The organism is Microbacterium oleivorans, from assembly GCF_001691565.1.
Taxonomy (GTDB): Bacteria; Actinomycetota; Actinomycetes; order Actinomycetales; family Microbacteriaceae; genus Microbacterium; species Microbacterium oleivorans_B.
On record NZ_MAYO01000003.1, the window covers coordinates 2,258,033 to 2,277,649 of the forward strand.

The 19,617-nt window shown below is 69.6% G+C and carries 21 protein-coding genes; 9 read left to right on the plus strand and 12 right to left on the minus strand.

The genetic code is table 11. From position 1 onward, the window contains the following. The first annotated feature begins 4 nt into the window (after positions 1-4). The 3 genes from BBA86_RS13645 to rplI are packed head-to-tail and all read left to right on the plus strand — an operon-like array spanning position 5 to position 1,304. A complete protein-coding gene (locus BBA86_RS13645; RefSeq protein ID WP_018187767.1) occupies positions 5-532 on the plus strand; it encodes a single-stranded DNA-binding protein in 528 nt (175 codons plus the stop codon). Between the two features lie 53 nt (positions 533-585). Beyond that, the gene (gene rpsR / locus BBA86_RS13650) at positions 586-840 is read left to right on the plus strand and encodes a 30S ribosomal protein S18 (protein WP_005054609.1); all 255 of its coding nucleotides are present in this window, start codon (positions 586-588) and stop codon (positions 838-840) included. Between the two features lie 11 nt (positions 841-851). Beyond that, positions 852-1,304 carry a 50S ribosomal protein L9 gene (gene rplI, locus BBA86_RS13655; RefSeq protein WP_065572049.1) on the plus strand — a complete coding sequence of 151 codons (453 nt, stop codon included), beginning with the start codon at positions 852-854 and terminating at the stop codon, positions 1,302-1,304. Between the two features lie 225 nt (positions 1,305-1,529). On the opposite strand, the gene BBA86_RS13660 is transcribed toward rplI, so the two are convergent. Together BBA86_RS13660 and BBA86_RS13665 are read right to left on the minus strand one after the other, a co-directional pair. Next, complete coding sequence (locus tag BBA86_RS13660) at positions 1,530-2,966, minus strand: LPXTG cell wall anchor domain-containing protein (RefSeq protein WP_065572050.1); 1,437 nt, start codon at positions 2,964-2,966, stop codon at positions 1,530-1,532. A gap of 95 nt (positions 2,967-3,061) precedes the next feature. Next, the gene (locus tag BBA86_RS13665; RefSeq protein WP_065572051.1) at positions 3,062-4,168 is read right to left on the minus strand and encodes a hypothetical protein; all 1,107 of its coding nucleotides are present in this window, start codon (positions 4,166-4,168) and stop codon (positions 3,062-3,064) included. 451 nt (positions 4,169-4,619) lie between these two features. Here BBA86_RS13665 and dnaB point away from each other — a divergent pair, with 451 nt between their 5' ends. The 5 genes from dnaB (at position 4,620) to BBA86_RS13690 (ending at position 9,986) form a co-directional block, all read left to right on the plus strand. Further along, on the plus strand, positions 4,620-5,990 hold the full coding sequence (dnaB, locus tag BBA86_RS13670) for a replicative DNA helicase (protein ID WP_065572052.1): 1,371 nt from the start codon (positions 4,620-4,622) through the stop codon (positions 5,988-5,990). Positions 5,991-6,117: 127 nt separating this feature from the next. Further along, positions 6,118-6,702, plus strand: a complete 585-nt coding sequence (locus tag BBA86_RS13675) for a hypothetical protein (RefSeq protein WP_065572053.1) — start codon at positions 6,118-6,120, stop codon at positions 6,700-6,702. After that, positions 6,699-7,193: an RNA polymerase sigma factor gene (locus BBA86_RS13680; protein WP_065572054.1), complete on the plus strand. Its 495-nt coding sequence runs from the start codon at positions 6,699-6,701 to the stop codon at positions 7,191-7,193. Before BBA86_RS13675 ends, BBA86_RS13680 begins: the two co-directional genes overlap by 4 nt. Positions 7,194-7,402: 209 nt before the next feature. Further along, positions 7,403-9,364, plus strand: a complete 1,962-nt coding sequence (locus tag BBA86_RS13685; RefSeq protein WP_065572055.1) for an MDR family MFS transporter — start codon at positions 7,403-7,405, stop codon at positions 9,362-9,364. 49 nt (positions 9,365-9,413) lie between these two features. Beyond that, positions 9,414-9,986 (plus strand): dihydrofolate reductase family protein, encoded by a 573-nt coding sequence (locus BBA86_RS13690; RefSeq protein WP_065572056.1) that lies wholly within the window; start codon positions 9,414-9,416, stop codon positions 9,984-9,986. A gap of 73 nt (positions 9,987-10,059) precedes the next feature. On the opposite strand, the gene BBA86_RS13695 is transcribed toward BBA86_RS13690, so the two are convergent. The 10 genes from BBA86_RS13695 to BBA86_RS13740 all read right to left on the minus strand — a co-directional run bounded on the left by BBA86_RS13695 (position 10,060) and on the right by BBA86_RS13740 (position 18,762). Next, a complete protein-coding gene (locus BBA86_RS13695) occupies positions 10,060-10,500 on the minus strand; it encodes a hypothetical protein (protein WP_065572057.1) in 441 nt (146 codons plus the stop codon). Then, positions 10,497-11,885 carry a phytoene desaturase family protein gene (locus BBA86_RS13700; protein ID WP_065572058.1) on the minus strand — a complete coding sequence of 463 codons (1,389 nt, stop codon included), beginning with the start codon at positions 11,883-11,885 and terminating at the stop codon, positions 10,497-10,499. Before BBA86_RS13700 ends, BBA86_RS13695 begins: the two co-directional genes overlap by 4 nt. After that, entirely contained in the window at positions 11,882-12,721 is an 840-nt protein-coding gene (locus BBA86_RS13705) for a UbiA family prenyltransferase (RefSeq protein WP_083199603.1), read from the minus strand. Before BBA86_RS13705 ends, BBA86_RS13700 begins: the two co-directional genes overlap by 4 nt. A 154-nt stretch (positions 12,722-12,875) precedes the next feature. Next, on the minus strand, positions 12,876-13,784 hold the full coding sequence (locus tag BBA86_RS13710; protein WP_065572060.1) for an NmrA family NAD(P)-binding protein: 909 nt from the start codon (positions 13,782-13,784) through the stop codon (positions 12,876-12,878). Further along, on the minus strand, positions 13,781-14,332 hold the full coding sequence (locus BBA86_RS13715; protein WP_223247107.1) for a MarR family winged helix-turn-helix transcriptional regulator: 552 nt from the start codon (positions 14,330-14,332) through the stop codon (positions 13,781-13,783). The genes BBA86_RS13710 and BBA86_RS13715 overlap by 4 nt, the downstream gene beginning before the upstream one ends. Before the next feature lie 60 nt (positions 14,333-14,392). Then, positions 14,393-14,974, minus strand: coding sequence for a class I SAM-dependent methyltransferase (locus tag BBA86_RS13720; protein WP_065572062.1), 582 nt, complete (start codon positions 14,972-14,974; stop codon positions 14,393-14,395). 114 nt (positions 14,975-15,088) lie between these two features. After that, positions 15,089-15,583: a gluconokinase gene (locus tag BBA86_RS13725; RefSeq protein ID WP_065572063.1), complete on the minus strand. Its 495-nt coding sequence runs from the start codon at positions 15,581-15,583 to the stop codon at positions 15,089-15,091. After that, on the minus strand, positions 15,580-16,602 hold the full coding sequence (locus BBA86_RS13730) for an L-idonate 5-dehydrogenase (protein WP_065572064.1): 1,023 nt from the start codon (positions 16,600-16,602) through the stop codon (positions 15,580-15,582). The genes BBA86_RS13725 and BBA86_RS13730 overlap by 4 nt, the downstream gene beginning before the upstream one ends. 17 nt (positions 16,603-16,619) lie before the next feature. Then, positions 16,620-17,387 carry an SDR family oxidoreductase gene (locus tag BBA86_RS13735; RefSeq protein WP_065572065.1) on the minus strand — a complete coding sequence of 256 codons (768 nt, stop codon included), beginning with the start codon at positions 17,385-17,387 and terminating at the stop codon, positions 16,620-16,622. After that, on the minus strand, positions 17,380-18,762 hold the full coding sequence (locus BBA86_RS13740; protein ID WP_065572066.1) for a GntP family permease: 1,383 nt from the start codon (positions 18,760-18,762) through the stop codon (positions 17,380-17,382). The genes BBA86_RS13735 and BBA86_RS13740 overlap by 8 nt, the downstream gene beginning before the upstream one ends. A gap of 138 nt (positions 18,763-18,900) precedes the next feature. Between BBA86_RS13740 and BBA86_RS13745 the strand changes: the two genes are divergently transcribed. Then, a complete protein-coding gene (locus BBA86_RS13745; protein ID WP_065572067.1) occupies positions 18,901-19,605 on the plus strand; it encodes a FadR/GntR family transcriptional regulator in 705 nt (234 codons plus the stop codon). Positions 19,606-19,617: the final 12 nt, after the last annotated feature.

The following is a 19,617-nucleotide window of genomic DNA, read 5'->3' on the forward strand; positions in this document are numbered from 1 at the left end:
GCTCATGGCCGGCGAGACCATCATCACGGTCGTGGGAAACCTCACGGCAGACCCCGAGCTGCGCTACACGCAGAACGGCCTGCCCGTCGCGAACTTCACGATCGCATCGACGCCGCGCAGCTTCGACCGTCAAGCCAACGAGTGGAAGGACGGCGAAGCGCTGTTCATGCGCGCGTCGGTCTGGCGCGAGTTCGCTGAGCACGTCGCAGGCTCGCTCACCAAGGGCATGCGGGTCGTCGCGACCGGCCGCCTGAAGCAGCGCTCCTACCAGGACCGCGAAGGCAACAACCGCACGGCGATCGAGCTGGAGGTCGACGAGATCGGCCCCTCGCTCCGCTACGCGACCGCACAGGTCACCCGCGCCGCGTCCAGCGGTGGCAATGGTGGCGGCGGTGGCGGCAGCTTCGGCGGCGGTCAGCAGCAGTCGCGTCCGCAGGTTCAGGCAGACGAGCCCTGGGCGACGCCCGGGTCTTCGGCGCCCGACGCCTGGAGCGCGCCCGGGACGAGCTACGGCGACGACACCCCGTTCTGATTCGAATTCCGGATGCCGCGGGCCGTGGCATCCACATCTCTTAAGGAAGACACATGGCTGGAAAGGCAACCGGCGATCGCCGCAAGCCGCGGAAGGGCGCGAAGAACGCCGCTCCCGCGAAGGCGATCCGCGTCGGCGTCATCGACTACAAGGACGTCGCGACGCTTCGCAAGTTCATTTCGGAGCGTGGAAAGATCCGCGCCCGTCGTATCACCGGAGTCTCGGTGCAGGAGCAGCGTCTGATCGCCAAGGCGATCAAGAACGCCCGTGAAATGGCGCTCCTGCCCTACGCCGGCGCTGGCCGGTAAGGAGTACCGACATGGCAAAGCTGATTCTCACGAACGAGGTCGCCGGGCTCGGTAGCGCTGGCGACGTCATCGAGGTCAAGAACGGGTACGCCCGCAACTACCTCATCCCCCAGGGCTTCGCTGTGGCCTGGACCCGCGGTGGCGAGAAGCAGGTGGCGTCGATCCGCGCCGCCCGCGAGTCCCGCGCGATCCACGACCACGAAGAGGCTGTGGCGCTCAAGAACACGCTCGAGTCGAACACGGTCAAGCTGACCGTCAAGGCCGGCGCGGAAGGCCGCCTGTTCGGTTCGGTCAAGCCGGCCGACGTGGCCGACGCCGTCAAGGCCGCCGGTCTCGGTGACCTCGACAAGCGCAAGATCCACATCACCTCGCCGATCAAGGCCGTGGGCGAGCACGAGGCGACCGTTCGCCTGCGTGACGACCTCACCGCTGTGATCACCCTCCAGGTGGTCGCCGCCAAGTAATCCTGGCGCGCGGTTCGGATGCCGCGGTTCCCTCCCTCCGGGGTCGGGACCGCGGCATCCGTCGTTTGTGCTGTGAGGTGTGTGCGGATGCAAGGGATTCGAGGGGACACGCCGGGGTCATTCACCTGTCGCCGGGGCGCCGCGCCGAATCCCTTGCATCGGCGCACAGGTGGGGCGGATGCCGCGGGTGGGGGCCCACGGCATCCGCCCCTTTCCTGAGGGGAGTCAGACGGTACGGCGGCGCAGGGTGAGCAGCGCTCCGGCGGCGAGCAGCGCCAGGGCGAGCGCGGGGAGCCACGTCACCGCGACTCCGCCGGTCTGTGCCAGCGTCCCGACCGGGGTGCTCGCGCTGGCCTGGGGGGCCATCGGAGCGGCGCCGGCGCCGGGGATCTGGTCGTCCGTGCCCATGCCCGGAGTGTCACCGGGGACCGTGCCCGGGTTCGCCGGGTTGGTGCCCGGGTCCGTCGGGTCGGTGGGGTCCGTGCCGGGGGTCACCGGGTCGACCGGGTCGGTCGGGTCCACAGGGTCGGTCGGGTCAACCGGGTCGGTCGGGTCCACGGGATCGACCGGGTCGGTCGGGTCCACGGGGTCGACCGGGTCGGTCGGGTCCGTGCCGGGGTCGGTCACCGTGCTGTCGCCGATGATGGAGACCGCGGTGTCGCCGATGGTGACGGGGATGTCGATCGGCAGCAGGATCTGCGTACCGCTGCCGACCCCGTTCTCACCCGAGGTGACCGGGGCGCCGGGCGTGGTGCCCGTGCCAGGAGTGCCGGACGTGCCGCCGCCGACGGTGGTGCTGTCGCCGATGACGGAGACGGCGGTGTCGTCGATGGTCACCGGGACGGTGACCGGGGCGACGACCTGGGTGCCCGAGCCGATGCCGTCGGATCCGTCGGTGGACGGGGTGCCGGTGGTGCCGGTGGCGGGTGCGGCCGGGGTGGCTGCGTCGGTGCTTTCGGTGGTGCTGTCGCCGATGATCGAGATCGCGACGTCCTCGACCGTCACGGGGACGGTGATCGGCGCGACGACCTGCGTTCCGGAGACGGCGCCGTCGGAGCCGTCGGTGGTGACCGACGGTGCGGTCGACGACGGTGCGGCCGGGGCCGCGGCATCCGTGCTCTCGGTCTTGCTGTCACCGATGACCGACACCGCGGTGTCCTTGACGGTCACCGGGGCCTTCACGGGGGCGACGACCTGCGTGCCGGACCCGATGCCGTCGGACCCGCTGGTCGACGCTGCGGGAGCCTTGGCGGGCTCCTTTGCGGGTGCGGCAGGTGCGGCATCCGTGCTCTTAGTCGAGCTGTCACCGATGACCGAGACCGCCGTGTCCTTCACGGTGACGGGGACGGAGACGTTGATGATCGCCTGCGAGCCGGAGGCAGCACCGTCGGAGCCGCTGGTGGATGCAGAGCCCGAATCGCGCGACGGAGCCGGGGAGGATCCCTTGTCGCTCGAGCTCGTGGACGAGTCGCCGAGCAGCGAGATCGCGGTGTCGCCGACGCTGATGGGGACGTCGACGTTGAGGAGCGCCTGGGTGCCCGAGAGCAGCCCGTCTTCTCCTGAGGTGGTCGGTTCTGCAGCCTGTGCGGCTGCCGCGCCGAAGAGGGTGATCCCCCCGGCGACAAGCGTGCCCAGCAGGGCGCGCGACAACATGGTGTTCATTTCTCTCTCCTGGAACATGACTGGGGATGGCGCGGGTGCGCCGTCACGCGGGACGTGCGGGATGCGTGCCGCGAAAACGCGCGGCGCAATCCCCGTCAGTCGGGAGAGACGTCGGTGTCGAAGAAGGGAGCGGGCAGGCCGTGCTCGTCGTTCGGCCGTCCGCGTCGCGCCCAGGCACGGTGCGCGACGGGGACGCCGAACGGAAGCAGGGCGAACAACCCGGCAGCTCCTCCAGAGGAAGTACAAGTCGGAGAACCGGTTCCCGCCAGGGGCGCTGCGGGCGCGGGCGGGGCGGTGTCAGGCCTGGGGGATGCCGCGGGCCCAGCAGCGGTCGACGATACGTCGGCGGCGGAGCCAGCCGCCACGGCCACCTGGAAGGCGTCACGCGTTGCCAGAGCGGCGGGGCTCACCCCGGCGGCGGAAGCGGGCGTCGAAGGTGCAGCGGCAGCGATCGCGGCGGGTGTCCTGCCGGTCGCGGGAGCGTCGGCATCGGGCGCCGCCAGCGACACCGGAAGAGGGAAAGCGGGAATGACGCCGAGGCCGGGTGCGGCGGGCTCTGTCACGGGGTCGACGGCGTCCACGACCGGGGGGAGCACGGTGTCGATCACCGGGTCGATCGCGTCCACGACCGGCTCGACGACCGGGCGGACGGCATCCACGACAGGAGCCACGACACTGTCCGTGATCGGTGTCACGACGGTGACGACGGGCCGCAGAACGGTGTCAGTGACGGGCTTCACCACCGTGTCGACGACGGGCTTCACGACCTTGTCGGTAGCGGGTGCGACCACTTTGTCGACGACCGGCTGGACGACCTTGTCTGTGACAGGCCTTACGACCTTGTCCGTGACGGGCTTGATCGCCTTCTCGGCGACCGGCTTTACGATCTTCTCGGCGACCGGCTTCACGACCTTGTCGGCGACGGGCGTGACGACCTTCTCGATGACGGGTGCGACCGCCTTCTCGGCCACGGGCGTGACGACCTTGTCCGTGACGGGCTTCACTACCTTGTCGGTCACCGGTGCCACGGTCTGTCCGACGACTTTGGTCACCCCGCTGAGCAGTCCATCGTCTTCGCGGTCGGCGGCGTGAGCGTGCGATGCGCTCAAGACGACCGCGAAGGCCAGCCAGAGCAGTGCAACGCCGAATCCGATCGCAGCGAGGAGACCGAGTCGGACGAACGCGCGTTGCGTTGTAAGCACAGGTCACCTCCACGATGTCTCATCGGAACGCGCGCCGTGATGGCCGCGTTCTGCGGGGTGCCTGGACCACACACGGTACCCACTTCCTATGAATTTGACAAGAGCACTTCCGGCATCCTGCCGAGGGGCAGAGACACCGCGGAAACCGGCCGACTTTCTCATTTGACAAATCCGAGATTCTGCACATGGGTGGGGATAACCCTGAACCTTCAACCGGCACTTGAGGTCGGATATCTATCCACAGACTGTGGGAAAGAAATAGCCCGGCCAGGTGCCTTTTGTTGGGGCTGCTTTTGTGAGATTCCACGCGTTGTCCACAGGCTCTCTGCACAGGGTGTGCGGCGTTTCGCGCAGATTCTCCACATAGTTATCCACAGGCTGGTTTGCGTGTGTCCGACCCCCTCCATAACGTGTGCGAGGGCCTTCCAGCGGGCCCGGAAGAGGGGCGTGCATGTCGATCGCGGATCTGTCGGACGACCGAATCGGCGGATCCCGCGGTCCGGAACGCACCCCGCCGCACGACATGCTCGCCGAGCAGAGCACCCTGGGCGGAATGCTCCTGTCGGGAGACGCGGTCGCCGATGTCATCGAGGCGCTTCGTGGAACCGACTTCTACGTGCCCAAGCACGAGCTGATCTTCGAAGCCGTCCTCTCGCTCTACTCGCACGGTGAGCCGACCGACGTCGTCGCCGTCACCGATGAGCTGATCAAGACCGGCGATCTGCAGCGCGCCGGCGGTGCCGACTACCTGCACTCCCTCACCTCGATCGTCCCGACGGCCGCCAACGCCGCGTACTACGCCTCGATCGTCCGGGAGCGAGCGCTGCTGCGTCGCCTCGTCGAAGCCGGCACCCGCATCGTGCAGATGGGCTACAACGGCCAGGGCGAGGCCCTCGACCTCGTCAACAACGCTCAGGCCGAGATCTACTCCGTGACCGGGCAGGAGCAGTCCGAGGACTACGTCCCGCTGCAGGTCGCCGTCGACGCCGCCGTCGAGGAGATCGAAGCCGCCCGCGGGCGCGACGGTCAGATGACCGGCATCCCGACCGGCTTCGCCGCCCTCGATCAGCTCACCAACGGCCTGCACGGCGGGCAGATGGTCGTCGTCGCCGCGCGACCCGCCATGGGTAAGTCGACGCTCGCGCTCGACTTCGCCCGCGCGGCCGCCATCAAGCACAACCGGCCGACCGTCTTCTTCTCGCTCGAGATGGGACGCAGCGAGATCGCCATGCGCCTCATGAGCGCCGAGGGTGCCGTGCCGCTGCAGAGCATGCGAAAGGGCATGCTCGACAGCCGCGACTGGACGACGATCGCCTCGACCCGCGGGCGGATCAACGATGCGCCGCTGTACATCGACGACAGCCCGAACATGACGCTCGTCGAGATCCGCGCGAAGTGCCGCAAGCTCAAGCAGCGCGTCGGGCTCGAGATGGTCGTCATCGACTACCTGCAGCTCATGACGAGCGGTAAGCGCGTTGAGTCGCGCCAGCAGGAGGTCTCGGAGTTCTCGCGTGCGCTGAAGCTGCTGGCGAAGGAGCTGCAGGTTCCCGTCATCGCCCTGTCGCAGCTGAACCGTGGTGCCGAGCAGCGCGCCGATAAGAAGCCCGCGATCAGCGACCTGCGTGAATCAGGCTCGATCGAGCAGGACGCCGACATCGTCATCCTGCTGCACCGCGAGGCCGCCTACGAAAAGGACAGCCCCCGCGCCGGCGAAGCCGACCTCATCGTCGCCAAGCACCGAAACGGCCCGACCGACACGGTCGTCGTCGCGTTCCAGGGCCACTTCTCGCGCTTCACCGACATGGCCGTCGGCATGGACTGAGCCGACGGGTTCGCCTCGCCCGGCGATGCGTGCCTCAGCCGCGAACAAAGACACACGACAAGCGCGTGGACGAACGAGCGGATGCCGGACAGGTACGGAGTGAGACCACGTCACTCCTGGAGGCATCATGACCCCTGATCCACTCGACTCCATCCTCGAGCGCTCCGCACCCGCGACGAGCGAGGCTGACGCGAGCGACCTCCGGGCGATGATCGCGTCAGCCCGCGCCCAGGTGCGTCGTCCGCGGCGCCGACGTCTCGGCATCGTTGCCGGCGCTCTCGCGCTCGCTCTCGCCGGGGGAGCGAGCTTCGCGGCGGCCTCCTCGTCGTGGGACTGGAACGCCGGGATGAACCCGAACCGGAGCCACACGTACACCTCTCCGACCTGGGGCGAGTGCGAGCTGAGGGTGGGCAACATCGTCGCCGCGAACCCGCTCCGCCAGTTCGAGCTCGATCGTGCCATCGACGACTGGTTCGCGACGGCAGACGTCGCCGCGGAGGTCGAGCCCTACATCGCCGGTCACCTCGCCGTGCTCGAGGGTGATCAGTCGGACGCAACGGATCCGCGCTCGGCCGACGCCTACTACTGGGTGGCCGTCGATGAAGCGCTCGGGGATGCGATGTCCGCAGGCCTCAGCGAGCGAGGATTCGACAACGCGAGCATCAGCACCGGCAGTGGTCAGGTGCACTGCGAGGGCGAGCAGTGGAAGTGACTCGCGCACTCGACGCGGCGCTGGCCGCGGCATCCCCCTCTCTCCTCGCCTACCTCCAGCGACGCGTCGGGTTCGACGACGCTCCGGACCTGCTCGGCGAGACGATGGTCGCGGCCTGGCGCCGGGTGGGGGACCTGCCGAGCGATCCGGAACGGGCGCGCATGTGGCTGTTCGGGATCGCCCGCGGAACACTGCTGAACCACGCCCGCGGCGAGCGGCGACGGTGGGCGCTCGCCGACAGGATCCGCCGGTCGACGGCGGCCGAGGCGACATCCCGCGCGGCCGATGACGGCGCCGAAGTGCGGGACGCGATCGCGCGACTCGACCCGGACCGGGCCGAGCTCGTCAGATTGCTGCACTGGGACGGTTTCACCCTCGTCGAAGCGGCCGAGCTTCTCGGCGTCCCGTCGTCCACCGCCCGCAGTCGGTACGCGAAAGCCAAGGAGGAACTGCGAGCCTCGCTCGGCGCGATGAGTGAGGCGCCACGCTGACGCACGAACTCGCAGAGGGACGACCAGGAAAAGGGAATACGCGGGGGCCGACAGGCTTATGGTTGACCAAACACAACTTCTTCCGGCGGTCACCGCCGGCCCCCCGTCGCGTGAGACCCGCCGCGCGGCATCCCTATCGGCCTTCACCCCTCCGAGGAACCGTGACCACTGCTGCCGTGTCGAGCCCGACCACCCGAAGCGCCCCGGTGATGACCCACCGCCAGATCCTGTTCGTCATCTTCGGGCTCATGGCGGGCATGTTCCTCTCCGCGCTCGATCAGACCGTCGTCGGCACCGCGATCCGCACGATCGGCGACGACCTCAACGGCCTCAGCCAGCAGGCGTGGGTCACGACCGCGTACCTGATCGTGTCGACGATCTCGACGCCGATCTACGGCAAGCTCTCCGACATCTTCGGGCGCCGCCCCCTCTTCATCATCGCCATCGCGATCTTCATCGTCGGCTCGGTCGCCGCCAGCTTCTCGACCTCGATGATCGAGCTCTCGGCCTTCCGAGCCATCCAGGGTCTCGGTGCGGGTGGTCTGATGTCGATGCCGCTGGCGATCATGGGCGACATCCTCGCCCCGCGGGAGCGCGCCAAGTACCAGGGTTACTTCCTGGCCGTCTTCGGAATCTCGTCGGTGATCGGCCCGCTCGTCGGCGGCCTGTTCGCCGGCTCGGGTGAGATCCTCTTCATCGCCGGCTGGCGCTGGGTCTTCCTCATCAACGTGCCGATCGGCCTCGTCGCTCTGGCCGTCGTCCTGCGGTTCCTGCACATCCCGCGGCACCCGCACGGCGCGGTGCGCATCGACTGGTTCGGTGCGGCCGCGGTCATCATCGCGCTCGTTCCGCTGCTGCTCATCGCCGAGCAGGGCCGCGAGTGGGGCTGGACCTCGCCCATCGCCATCGCCTGCTACGTCATCGGCGCGATCGGCATCGTCGCCTTCATCCTCATCGAGCGCGGCATGAAGGACGACGCGCTCATCCCGCTGAAGCTCTTCCGGTCGTCGACGTTCTCGATGGCGACCGTCATCGGCGTCTTCGTCGGCTTCGCGATGTTCGGCGCGATGCTCACGCTGCCGCTCTACCTGCAGCTCGTGCTCGGCTCGACGCCCACCGAGAGCGGCATCCAGCTGCTCCCGATGATCCTAGGGCTCATGATCTCGTCGATCGTCAGCGGTCAGATCATCGCGCGCACGGGTCACTACCGGATCTTCCCGACCATCGGCACCGCCTTCATGGTGCTGGGCTTCTTCACGCTGATCTTCGTGCGGTACGACTCGTCGTACTGGCACCTCGCCGGCGCGATGCTCCTCATCGGTCTCGGCCTCGGTCAACTCATGCAGACCCTTACGATCGCGTCGCAGAACTCCGTCGGCCCGCGCGACATCGGCGTGGCCACCTCGGGGTCGACCTTCTTCCGTCAGATCGGTGGCACGCTCGGCACGGCCGTGCTGCTGTCGCTGCTCTTCACGCTCGTGCCGCTGAATCTGCAGACCAACTTCAAGGACCAGGGCACTCTCGCCGACGCGTTGGATGCGGCCCTCGACCCGACGGTCGCCAGCGCACCGGCCAACGCCGGCATCATGTCGAAGGTCTACGACCCGTTCGTGGCGCAGCTCTCCGACGGGACCCTCGACGGTGCGCAGAAGGGTGTCGACGAGGCGAAGGCCGCGGCAGCCGACGCGGTCGCCCAGCAGGTCGCATCCGGTGCGATCCCCGCCGCCGCTCAGCAGCAGGCCACCGCCGACGCCGAGCAGCAGGCCGTCGCGCAGGCGGGGGCGAAGATCACCGAGCAGCTGCCCGTCGCGACGGTCGCAGCCGACGGCACGGTCACTCTCGACTTCACGGATGCCGCGGCCCGCCGCGCGTTCGTCGACCAGGCGGTCCCGAAGATCATCGACGGGATGTCGGGCTCGTCGGGTTCATCGTTCGACGACAGCACGATGGACGACACCTCGTTCCTCAACGGTGCGGACCCGCGCCTGACGAAGCCGCTCCTGGTGTCGTTCAACCAGTCGACGGTGAGCGTGTACTGGGTGGCGATGGGCGTCGCCCTGATCGCCTTCGTCCTCACCCTGTTCTTCCGCACTCCGCCGCTGCGCCAGAAGTCCGCTCTGCAGGAGTCCGCCGACGCCGAGCGTCAGCCCGAGCCGATCGCGCTCGGCTGACGCCCGGGTGGGACTGTCTCGCTACTCGCGGTCGCGTAGAAAGGGAGCCATGCGAGACCTCGTCTACTACGTCGCCGTGAGCATCGACGGCTGTATCGCGGATTCCCGCGGCGGGTACGACGCCTTCCTCATCGAGGGCGACCATAACGCCGTCATCTTCGGCGAGTACGCCGATGCGCTGCCCGGGCACGTGCAGCGAGCGGTCGGCATCCAGTCCACGAACACGACGTTCGACACGGTGATCATGGGGTGGAACACCCTGATTCCCGCACTGGATGCCGGGATCACGAGCCCGTACCCGCACCTCCGGCAGGTTGTCGCCAGCCGTCGGGAGCGCGAGGTCGATGCGGCCGTCGCCCTCACGAACGATCCGGTGGCCACCGTCCGCGCGCTGAAGCAGGAGGACGGCGCGGACATCTGGCTGTGCGGTGGAGGGGAGCTCGCCGGGGCGTTGCTGCCTGAGATCGACCGGCTCGTGCTGAAGCGCCATCCGGTGGCGCTGGGCTCTGGCATCCGGTTGTTCGGCGAGGCCGCCCCGGCGGAGTATCCCTTCACGCGGACGCGCGTGCGCGAGTTCGGCTCGGGTGTCGCGATCGAGGAGTACGACCGCCGCGTGAGCTGAGGAACGTTCCGGGGACGCAACATGACGCGTGCGGATGCCGGGGGCGACACATCGCGTCCCCGGAACCTGACGGCTAGGTCCCGCGTTTGACCCCGCGCGGCCGCCAGCGCCACCACGTGAAGTGGTGGTCGCCCTGCTCCACGTCGAAGACGCGGCCGCACACGGTGCACGCGCACTCGTAGGTCATCGACCAGCCGGGTTCGCTGGTCGACAGGATCCGAACGTTCCCGGCCTTCTGTTCGCGCTCGGGATCCCAGTGAAGTGGCCCTGGGTAGTCCTCGCACCAGCACAGGCCCTGCCCGCGGTGCTCGAGCTTCGTGAGCGCGAAGTCGACGTTCGCCGAATTGGGTCGGATCAACCCGCCCAGATCGAGCTTCTCCGTCGCCCTGCGGATGCGGGCGGCATGCGGCACGAGCGGGTCCACGAGGTCGGGGTCGCGACTGCCGAGCACCTCCCACGTCGCGTGGAGAACGCGGTCGGTCTCGCCGGAGAGGAAGTCCTCGAGCAGGGTCATGCGGGATGCCTCCGGATCAGTTTCTCGGCCACCATCATCGCTCCGCCGAGCACGGCCGGGATGCCGCCGCCCGGGTGGACAGAGGCGCCGACGCGCCACAGCCATGGCCGCCGGAGATCGTGGTGCGCCGGCCGATGGAACGGCCCGCTCATCCACAGCGGACGCGCCGCCCCGTACAAGGCGCCGTGGCGCTCGCCGAAGGTGCCGAAGTACCGCGGGTCGAGGACCGCGGCATCCGTCATCGCATCGGTCAGGAGCCCGTCGAGGCCCATCGTCCGCGAGATCCGCTCGATCTCGCGCCGGACGAACGGGTGGTCGAGGCTGTACCCCGACCCGTCGGCGGGCGCGGTCAGCAGGACGGCGAGCGTGCTGCGGTCGTTCGGGTACACCTGGCCGGCGCGGTAGAGGTTGACGAACGCCATCGTGTCGGCGGGCTCGTCGCCCGCGGCGAGGCTGCGGTGGAGTGCGTCGGGCTTCGTAGGGAGGATGACGCTGTGCGCGGCGATCCGCTCGGGCAGGGGCTCGCGGAGCGTGCCGTAGATCGCGACGGCCGAGCACGACAGGGCGCCCGGTGCGCGCCGCCGCCTGCCGACCAGGTCATTCACCCGGTCCGCGTCGAGCGCACTCACGACGATGTCGGCCGCGAACGACCCGCTCGCCGTGGTGACCCGCCCGCGCTCGATGCGCGTCACGGTCTCACCCGTGCGGATGTCGACACCCGCGGCATCCGCCATGCGCTTCAGCGCGAGCGGGATCTCGTAGACGCCGCCGCGAGGGACCCATACGCCGGATGCCGCCATGACGGCCGGCATGCTCGCGTAGAGGGCGGGCGTGCGCTCGGGCGGGACGCCCGCGTTGAGCGTGTGGATGGCGATGATCTCGCGAAGGCCGTCGGGCATCCACGTGAGGCTGTCGAGGTACGCGCGGGTGCTCAGCCGCTGGCCGTAGACGGCGAGCAGACGGCGTAGTGCGGGGAGCGAGCGCCGGTCGAGCGGATCGGCGACGAGGAGCGCCGTCACGTCGTCGGCGAGCGGCGCATGCTCGTCGCTGAACCGTTTCCACGCCGGGTACCAGCGGTGCTCCGGCGGCACGGGGAGGGTGACCTCCTCGCCGTCGTAGTAGTAGCGGCCGACCTCCGGCAGGCGCTCCAGTTCGAGCGCGGAGTGGTCCGCGCCGAGGCGTGCGCACAGCTCCTGCCACACGCCGGGGAAGGTCACCAGCGAGGGACCCGAGTCGATGCGCTCGCCGTCGACCTCGAGCCGCCGGCTCTTGCCGCCGACGGCGTCAGCCCGTTCGAGGAGCGTCACGTCGTGTCCCGCGTGGGCCAGCAGAGCGGAAGCCGCCAGGCCCCCGAGTCCTGCTCCGATGACGACGATGCGGCTCATCCGTACACCTCGAAGAACATCTTGGCGAGCTGCAACCCGCTCGCGAGCGAGCCGGCGACGTAGGGGAACGCGATCGAGACCGGGTACAGGCGCCGGCCGGTCGCTGGGGTCGGGCGAAGCAGCATCCACACGACGAGGACGCCCGCGATCGCGAGGTTGAGAGCGGCGACCGGGATGCTCACGAGCGCGAACAGGACGGTGGAGGCCACCCACCAGCATCCGCTCCACACCGCGGTCCCGCGGGGGCCCAGCAGGACCGCGGTCGTGCGGATGCCGGCCGCGCGGTCCTCGTCGATGTCCTGCACGGCGTCGTAGGCGTGCTTCGCGACGCTCCAGACGAGCAGGCCGATCACGGCGGGCCAGAGCGGCGGCTCACCGAGGGCGACCGGGACGATCAGGAGCGGGAGGCCGTAGGCGGCGTTGCTGAGCGAATCGAGGAACGGACGCTGCTTGAACCGCAGCGGCGGCGCCGAGTAGAAGACGAACACGGCGGTATAGAGCAGGATCAGCGCCACGGCCGCGGGCGGGTACGCGATGACGAACCAGACGAGGAACGGCACGTTCGTGATGGCGACCGCCCACACGATCAGCCGCACCTCGCGCGGCTCGATCCGGGCACCCTCGATCGAGCCCTTCCGCGGGTTCAGGGCGTCGGTGTCCTGATCGAAGATGTCGTTGACGCCGTAGATCAGCAGGTTGAACGGCAGCGTCAGCCACAGCAGGAGCGGCATCGCCGCGGCATCCAGCAACTGCCCCGTGAGCCACATGCCGAGCACGCCCGTGCCGATCGTGTTGATCCAGAGGACCGGGCGCGAGATGTGCACCAGGCGGCCGATCGTCGACCGCGCCGAGACGCGGGGAGCCGGAGCGGGCTGATGGTCGATGGCGGGACTCCTCGGGTGGCGACGGCGCGGACGACCGTGTCCCGCGATTGTATGCGGCGGCGACGAACCCCCGGCCGCTCTTGCGCCGGGGGTGGTCGGGTGCCGGTCAGGCGCGTGTGCCCGACAGCCAGGGGGCGAGGATGTCGCGGGCCGTCGTCCAGGTCTGACGCCCGTAACGCTCGTTGTCGACGTGGCGCAGTTCGCCCTCGCCGCTGAACATGCTCACGAAGTACTGCATCCCCTGCCAGGCGGGGAACGTCTCGTCAGGGTCGCGCGAGAGGCGTCGTCCCACCGCGGCCATCGCCGAGAGCGTCCTCGTCGTGCCCGCCCACTGCAGTTTGAAGGTCTCGCCACTGAGCTCGGAGGCGAGCTCCGCCACCTGGCGGGCGGTGATCCGGTCGCCGGCGACCTCGACGACGCGAGGGGCGTCGGCATCGAGGGCGACCAGGGCGACGGTCCGGGCGGTGTCGTCCTTCGTGGTGACGTCGAGCGTCTGGTCGGCCGACGACCAGAACAGCACGCGCTTGCGATCGCGGAGGATCATCGGTGCCTGACCGGCGAGCAGTTCGGTGAACATGCCGTTCAGCACCGACGTCGCCTGGATCGGCGCCGCGTCGAGGTCCGCGGCGAACTCGCGGCGCAGCTCGAGGTTGCGGTTGGTCCCCGGGGTGAGGCGCCGGTAGTCGGCGGAGTAGTCCGACGGGAGGAAACGGGGCACGCCGGCCGCGACCGCCGCGGCGAGGAGTGCGCGCTGCGCGTCGACGATCACGGGGCGGATGCCGCTGAGTGCCGAGACGACGACGTCGACACCGGATGCCGCGGCCACGAGCGCGTCGTGGTCCGCGTAGTCGGCGGTCACGACCTCGACCCGCGGGTCGTCGCCGAACAGCTTTGCCGCGGTTGAGCTTCCGGGGCGGGTCAGCACCCGGAGCTGGACGTCGTGGGACAGGAGCTCGCGGGAGATGCGGCTGCCGATGTCGCCGGTTGCGCCGGCGACGAGAACGGTGGTGGTCACGAGGGGGTCCTGTCTGTGGGGGTGGAGGTTCCGCGGCGCGAGCGCTCGGGCGCGGCGACGGGGTGTTCGAAGTCGGGGTCGGTGCGGGCCGCGTCGGCGGCGACGGCGACACGGGCGAGCAGGCTCCGGAGCATCGAGCGCTCAGCGGGGTCGAGTGCTCCGAGCAGACGATCCTCCGCCCGGCGGAGTTGTGCACGCGCGGTGTCAAGGGTGGCGCGGCCCGCGTCGGTCGGGTGGACGTGGCGCACGCGGCGATCGGTCGGCGCCGGCCTGCGCGAGACGAGGCCCTCGGCTTCGAGCGCGTCGAGCAGGTAGGTCATCTGCGTCTTGTCGATCCCGAGACGCTGGGCCAGCTGTAGCTGCGACGAAGGCTCCTCGGTCGTGATCGCGACGAGGACCTGATACCCGCGCGGACCCTGCGGCACCGCGCTGACCGCCTCCGTACCCAGGCGCGTGAAGGTCTGAAAGGTGAGGGGAAGGGCCCAGCCCAGCTCGGTCTCGATGCCGCCGGCATCCCAGTCGATCTCGAGCGATTCTGTGTCGGTCACGTCGTAACCGTACACACGAGAGATCGTCTTTTGCAAATACGATATCCGCTAGCGACCGAATCAGGGGCGACGGGCGATGATGTCGAAGACGTGCCAGTGCTTCGGCCCCCGACCTGACGGGCCGTCCCTCTCGCGTTCGCTGAGTTCGACGATCTGCCAGTGCGCAAGAAGATCCGCAACCTCGCTCGCCGAGTGTGTGAGCACGTCGTCGCGCGCGGCCCAATCGTCGCGATGTCCGAAGAGCTGACCCGCGAAGACGCCACCCGGGCGAAGCGCCGCAGTGATCAGCGTCCAGATGTGGGCGAATTCGGCCGCGCGAGCGAACGGAAGCGAATAGCTTGCGAGGACGAGATCGGCATCCGGCAACTCGTCGAGATGCTCGAACGACGCATCCCGCGCATCGAGACGAGATGATGCGTCCGCACGTGCCGCGATGCGCTCCCGCAGTCCGGGTGTCGCGTCGACGGCCACGACCTGCCAGCCCCGATCGAGGAGGAATCGCGAGTCCACGCCGTCCCCGGCGCCGAGGTCGATCGCCGTCCCCACGCGGCTCACGTGTTCGAGAGCCGCGATGAGGTGGGGCCGTGGCGCCCGGCCCGCCGCTGCGGAGTAGTACTGCTGCCAGTCGCTCGTCTCCGCCATCGGGCCATTCTCGCGCGGCGCGCTGCTCGCGGGCGCAGCATCCGCTCGCCTGTCGCGAAGTGCGCGGCCGCATGGCGTGTTGCGACAGGGAAGGGGATGCCGCCGGGGGCGCCCCTAGGCGCCGTCGAGGGCGACGCGCGCGCGGCGGGCGACGTCGAGGATGCGACCGACGTTCTCGACCGCGACGCCCGCCTCGTCGGCGCCGAGGTGTTCGAGGGTGGCGAGCTGCGAGGCGAGGAGCGCGGGCGGCATGAAGTGCTGCCTCGACCGCATCCGACGGTCCAGTTCCTCGGGTGAGACGACCAGCTCGACGAAGCGCGCGTCGGGAGCGGCGGCGCGGATGCGGTCGCGGTAGCGGCGCGCGAGAGCGGAGCATGCGACGACGAGGCCCGGGGCCTCGGCGAGGGTCTGTCCGACGATGTCGAGCCAGGGCGCGCGATCGTCGTCGTCGAGCGGGTGACCCGCTTCCATCTTCTCGACGTTGGCGGTCGGGTGCAGATCGTCCGCATCGACGAAGTCCACGCCGAGGTCGACAGCGAGGGCCGCGCCGACGGCGGTCTTGCCCGATCCGCTCGGACCCATGACGACGACGCGCGGTGCAGTGCTCACGATTCCACCTTCGCAGAGTTCATCGCGACGACGACCTTGCTGCTCTCAGCGGAGCGGCGGGCGGTCTCGAACGCGTCGACGGCCGCGTCGGGGCGGAACTCGTGTGTGATGACGGCCTCGATCTCGGGGCGACGCCGCAGAACCTCGATCGCCTCGTCGATCTCGTCGAGGAAGCGGAACGCGCCGGTGAGCGTCGCCTCCTTCGAGATGAGCGGGGCGATGTTGATGCCGACCGGCTGGTTCGGCAGCATCCCGATCTGGACCACCGTGCCGCGGCGGCGCACGGCGGCGATCGCCGACGACACCGCGGGCGCGGCTCCCGAGCACTCGAGGACCACGTCGTAGGCATCGGCGGGGATGTCGTCCTCGCCGACGCGCCAAACGCCGTCGACTCCGAGCGCGCGCGCCCGCTCCAGCGGCTCGGGCAGCAGGTCGGTGATCTCGACACTCGCCGCTCCCGCCTCCTGCGCGGCGACCACGGCGAACAGCCCGATCGGACCGGCGCCGCAGACGAGCACGCGGGCGCCGACGAGGGAGCCGGCCCGACCGGCGCCGTGGAGGGCGACGGCGAGGGGCTCGGCGAGGACGGCGCGACGCACGGGGAGGCCCTCGGGCAGGGCGCGGATCATGCCGGCATCCACCACCAGGTACTCGCTCATCGCGCCCTGCGTGTGCGGGGTCGTCGCGGCGCTGCCGAGGTAGCTGCCGCCGGGACGCAGGTGCGGCTCGACCGGGGTCGGCCCCTCAGGACCGAAGCGGGCCGGGTGCACCGTCACGGGCGTCCCCGGTGACAGGACGCCGGACGGGTCGAGGTCGACCCACCCCGACAACTCGTGCCCGGGGACGAGGGGCTCGGTGACGACGAACGCGCCGTTCGCCCCCTCGGAGTAGTAGTGCAGGTCCGACCCGCAGATCCCTACGTATCCGACGCGGATCCGTACCTGCCCGGCGTCGGGCTCGGGGACGGGGTGCTCCGCCACGGTGAGGTCGAGTTTTCCGTTGATGACGACGGCGTCCATGTGTGTCTCTCCTCGGTTCAGACGACCGCGGTCATGCCGCCGTCGACGAACAGGTTCTGGCCGTTCACGAAGTCGCTCGCCGCCGAGGCGAGGAACACGAGCGGTCCGCGCAGTTCCGCGACATCGCCCCAGCGGCCGGCCGGGGTGCGCTGGGCGACCCAGTCCGAGAAGTCCGCGTCGGCGACGAGCGCCGCGTTCATCTCGGTCGCGAAGTAGCCGGGCGAGAGCGTGTTGACCTGGATGCCGTGGCGCGCCAGATCCGCTGCCATCCCGCGACTGAGCTGGGCGATGCCGCCCTTGCTCGCCGCGTACGGTGCGATGGTCTGACGCCCGAGCAGCGACTGGACGGAGGCGATGTTGATGATCTTGCCCGAGCCGCGCGCGATCATGCCGGGCGCGACGAAGCGCGACACGTAGAACGCGCTCGACAGGTTGCTCGAGATCAGGGCATCCCAGTCCGCGACGGGGAACTCCGCGAAGGGCGCCCGCCGCTGGATGCCGGCGTTGTTGACGAGGATGTCGGGGGTGCCCACGCGCTCGACGAGGTCGCCGATCGCCGCTTCGACAGCCGCGGCATCCGTCACGTCGAACAGCGCCGTCTCGGGACGGATGCCGGTGCGCTCGGCGATCGCGTCGGCGCTGCGCTCGACCGCCTCGGCGTCGCGGCCGTGCACGATGACGCGGGCACCGGCATCCGCCAAGCCGACGGCGAGACTGTGCCCGAGCCCCCGCGAGGATCCCGTCACGAGGGCCAGGCGGCCGGTCAGGTCGAAGACGTCAGACAAGGGACACCAGGCCGAAGATGCCGAGCACGATGAGGAAGCCGACGAGCGACTCGATGGCCTGCTGCACGGTCCACGTCTTGAGCGTGGTCTTGACGTCCATGCCCATGAGGCGGCCGACGAGCCAGAAGCCCGAGTCGTTCACGTGACCCGCGAAGACGGAGCCCGCCGCGGTGGCGAGGACGATACAGGCGACCTGCAGCGGGTTGAAGCCGCCCGACACGACGGCGGGTGCGACGAGCCCCGCCGCGGTGACGAGGGCGACGGTCGCCGAACCCTGGGCGACACGGAGGAGAACGGCGATGATGTAGGCGGCGAAGATGACGGGGACGCCGATGGAGGCGAGCGAGTCCGAGAGGGCGTCGCCGATGCCCGATGCGCGCAGGACGCCGCCGAACATGCCGCCGGCACCGGTGATGAGGACGACCGAGCAGATCGGTCCGAGAGCAGACTCGACGATCTTGTCCAGCGCGCTGCCGCCGACGCCGCGGCGGGTGCCGAGGACGAACAGCGCGACGAGTACGGCGATGAGCAGGGCGACCTGGCTCGTGCCGATGAGGCCGAGTGCCTGCACCCAGACGGCGGTGCCGTCGACGGCTCCGGCCGAAACGAGCGCGGCGGACCCGGTGTTGAGGAGGATCAGGACCAGCGGGATGGCGATGACGCCGATGACGGTGCCGGCCTTCGGCGGGTTCGTGGGCTCGACGTCCTCACCGAACAGGCGCGGGATGGCGAGCGGGATGCGGCGGTCGATGAAGCGCGCCCAGAGGTAACCGCTGAGGTACCACGTGGGGATCGCCACGACGAGACCGATGAGCAGCACGAGCCCGAGGTTCGCGCCGTAGGTCTCGCTCGCGGTGATGGGGCCGGGGTGCGGCGGGACGAAGACGTGCATGACCGAGAACGCGGCGGCGGCCGAGATGCCGTAGAGCAGCATGTGCTTCCCGCCGATGCGTCGGGCCACCGCGAAGATGATCGGCAGCATGACGACGAGGCCGGCGTCGAAGAACATCGGGAAGCCCATGAGGAGCGACGCGACGCTGAGGGCGATCGCGGCGCGCTTCTCACCGAAGACCGAGACCATCTTCTCGGCGAGCACGCGCGCGCCGCCCGAGCTCTCGATGAGGGCGCCGAGCATCGCTCCGAAACCGACGAGGAGCGCGACCGTGCCCACCGTGGAGCTGAAGCTGTCGATCAGCACCTTGCCGATGCTGCCGACGGGGATGCCGGTGGCCAGCGCCGTGAGCAGCGAGACCAGCACCAGCACGATGAACGCGTGCAGGCGCACCTTGATGATGAGAAGGAGGATCAGGGCGACCGCTCCGGCCGCGATCAGGAGGAGCGGTAGCGCTCCGAGTGTTTGCGTCCACTCATCCATGGGTGTGTTCTCCAGTGAATCGTCCCGGTGCCGGGGTCATTCCCGGCAGCGAGCCCACGGTGCCACATAAGTACTACCTTTCGCAAGCGAATGATCGTACTTTTCGCGGTAGCGTGAGCATCGCCACGAAGGACACTGATGCCCACGCCTGCCACCACCGCATCCCACGCTCACATCGTCGAGACCCTCGGCCGGAGGATCGTCGGCGGTGAGCTGCCGCCCGGAACCGGGCTGACTCTCGCCGGTCTCGAAGAGTCGTTCACCGCGTCGCGGACGGTCGTACGCGAAGCGGTCCGGGTCCTCGAAGCGCACGGGCTGCTCACCTCCCGTCGCCGCGTGGGGCTCGTCGTCCGGCCGCAGGCGGAGTGGGACATCCTCAACGCCGACATCATCGAGTGGTCGCTCGACAGCCCGCGTCGGCGCGACGTGCTGATCGAGCTGACCGACCTGCGCGTCGCCGTCGAGCCCGTCGCCGCGCGGCTGGCGGCGGATCGCGCGTCGAGGTCCGATCGCGATGAGCTGCTGCGGTGGGCGACGTTGTTGAGCGACCTCGGCTCCCAAGGGCTCGGTGACTCGGACGAGTACCTCGAGGCCGACATCGCCTACCACCGGCTTCTGCTGAAAGCCTCGGGCAACGCCCTGTTCGAGAAGCTCGGCGACCCCATCGCCGAGATCCTGCGGGGCCGCGCGGTGCGAGGTCTGACGCCCGGGATGCCGCGGGTCGGCACTCTCGAGGCCCACCTCGCGACAGCCCAGGCGATCCATGACGGGCGCGCGGCAGATGCCGAGGCGTCGGCGCGGGAGCACCTGACGCTCGTGTCGGACGAGGTCGTCGAGGCCTGAGGTCCGACCGCT

Coding starts and splice junctions, on each gene's coding strand:
- BBA86_RS13645 (WP_018187767.1), top strand. CDS start 5: ATGGCCGGCGAGACCATCATCACGGTCGTGGGAAACCTCACGGCAGAC.
- rpsR (WP_005054609.1), top strand. CDS start 586: ATGGCTGGAAAGGCAACCGGCGATCGCCGCAAGCCGCGGAAGGGCGCG.
- rplI (WP_065572049.1), top strand. CDS start 852: ATGGCAAAGCTGATTCTCACGAACGAGGTCGCCGGGCTCGGTAGCGCT.
- BBA86_RS13660 (WP_065572050.1), bottom strand. CDS start 2,966: ATGAACACCATGTTGTCGCGCGCCCTGCTGGGCACGCTTGTCGCCGGG.
- dnaB (WP_065572052.1), top strand. CDS start 4,620: ATGTCGATCGCGGATCTGTCGGACGACCGAATCGGCGGATCCCGCGGT.
- BBA86_RS13675 (WP_065572053.1), top strand. CDS start 6,118: ATGACCCCTGATCCACTCGACTCCATCCTCGAGCGCTCCGCACCCGCG.
- BBA86_RS13685 (WP_065572055.1), top strand. CDS start 7,403: ATGACCCACCGCCAGATCCTGTTCGTCATCTTCGGGCTCATGGCGGGC.
- BBA86_RS13690 (WP_065572056.1), top strand. CDS start 9,414: ATGCGAGACCTCGTCTACTACGTCGCCGTGAGCATCGACGGCTGTATC.
- BBA86_RS13695 (WP_065572057.1), bottom strand. CDS start 10,500: ATGACCCTGCTCGAGGACTTCCTCTCCGGCGAGACCGACCGCGTTCTC.
- BBA86_RS13700 (WP_065572058.1), bottom strand. CDS start 11,885: ATGAGCCGCATCGTCGTCATCGGAGCAGGACTCGGGGGCCTGGCGGCT.
- BBA86_RS13720 (WP_065572062.1), bottom strand. CDS start 14,974: ATGGCGGAGACGAGCGACTGGCAGCAGTACTACTCCGCAGCGGCGGGC.
- BBA86_RS13730 (WP_065572064.1), bottom strand. CDS start 16,602: ATGGACGCCGTCGTCATCAACGGAAAACTCGACCTCACCGTGGCGGAG.
- BBA86_RS13740 (WP_065572066.1), bottom strand. CDS start 18,762: ATGGATGAGTGGACGCAAACACTCGGAGCGCTACCGCTCCTCCTGATC.
- BBA86_RS13745 (WP_065572067.1), top strand. CDS start 18,901: ATGCCCACGCCTGCCACCACCGCATCCCACGCTCACATCGTCGAGACC.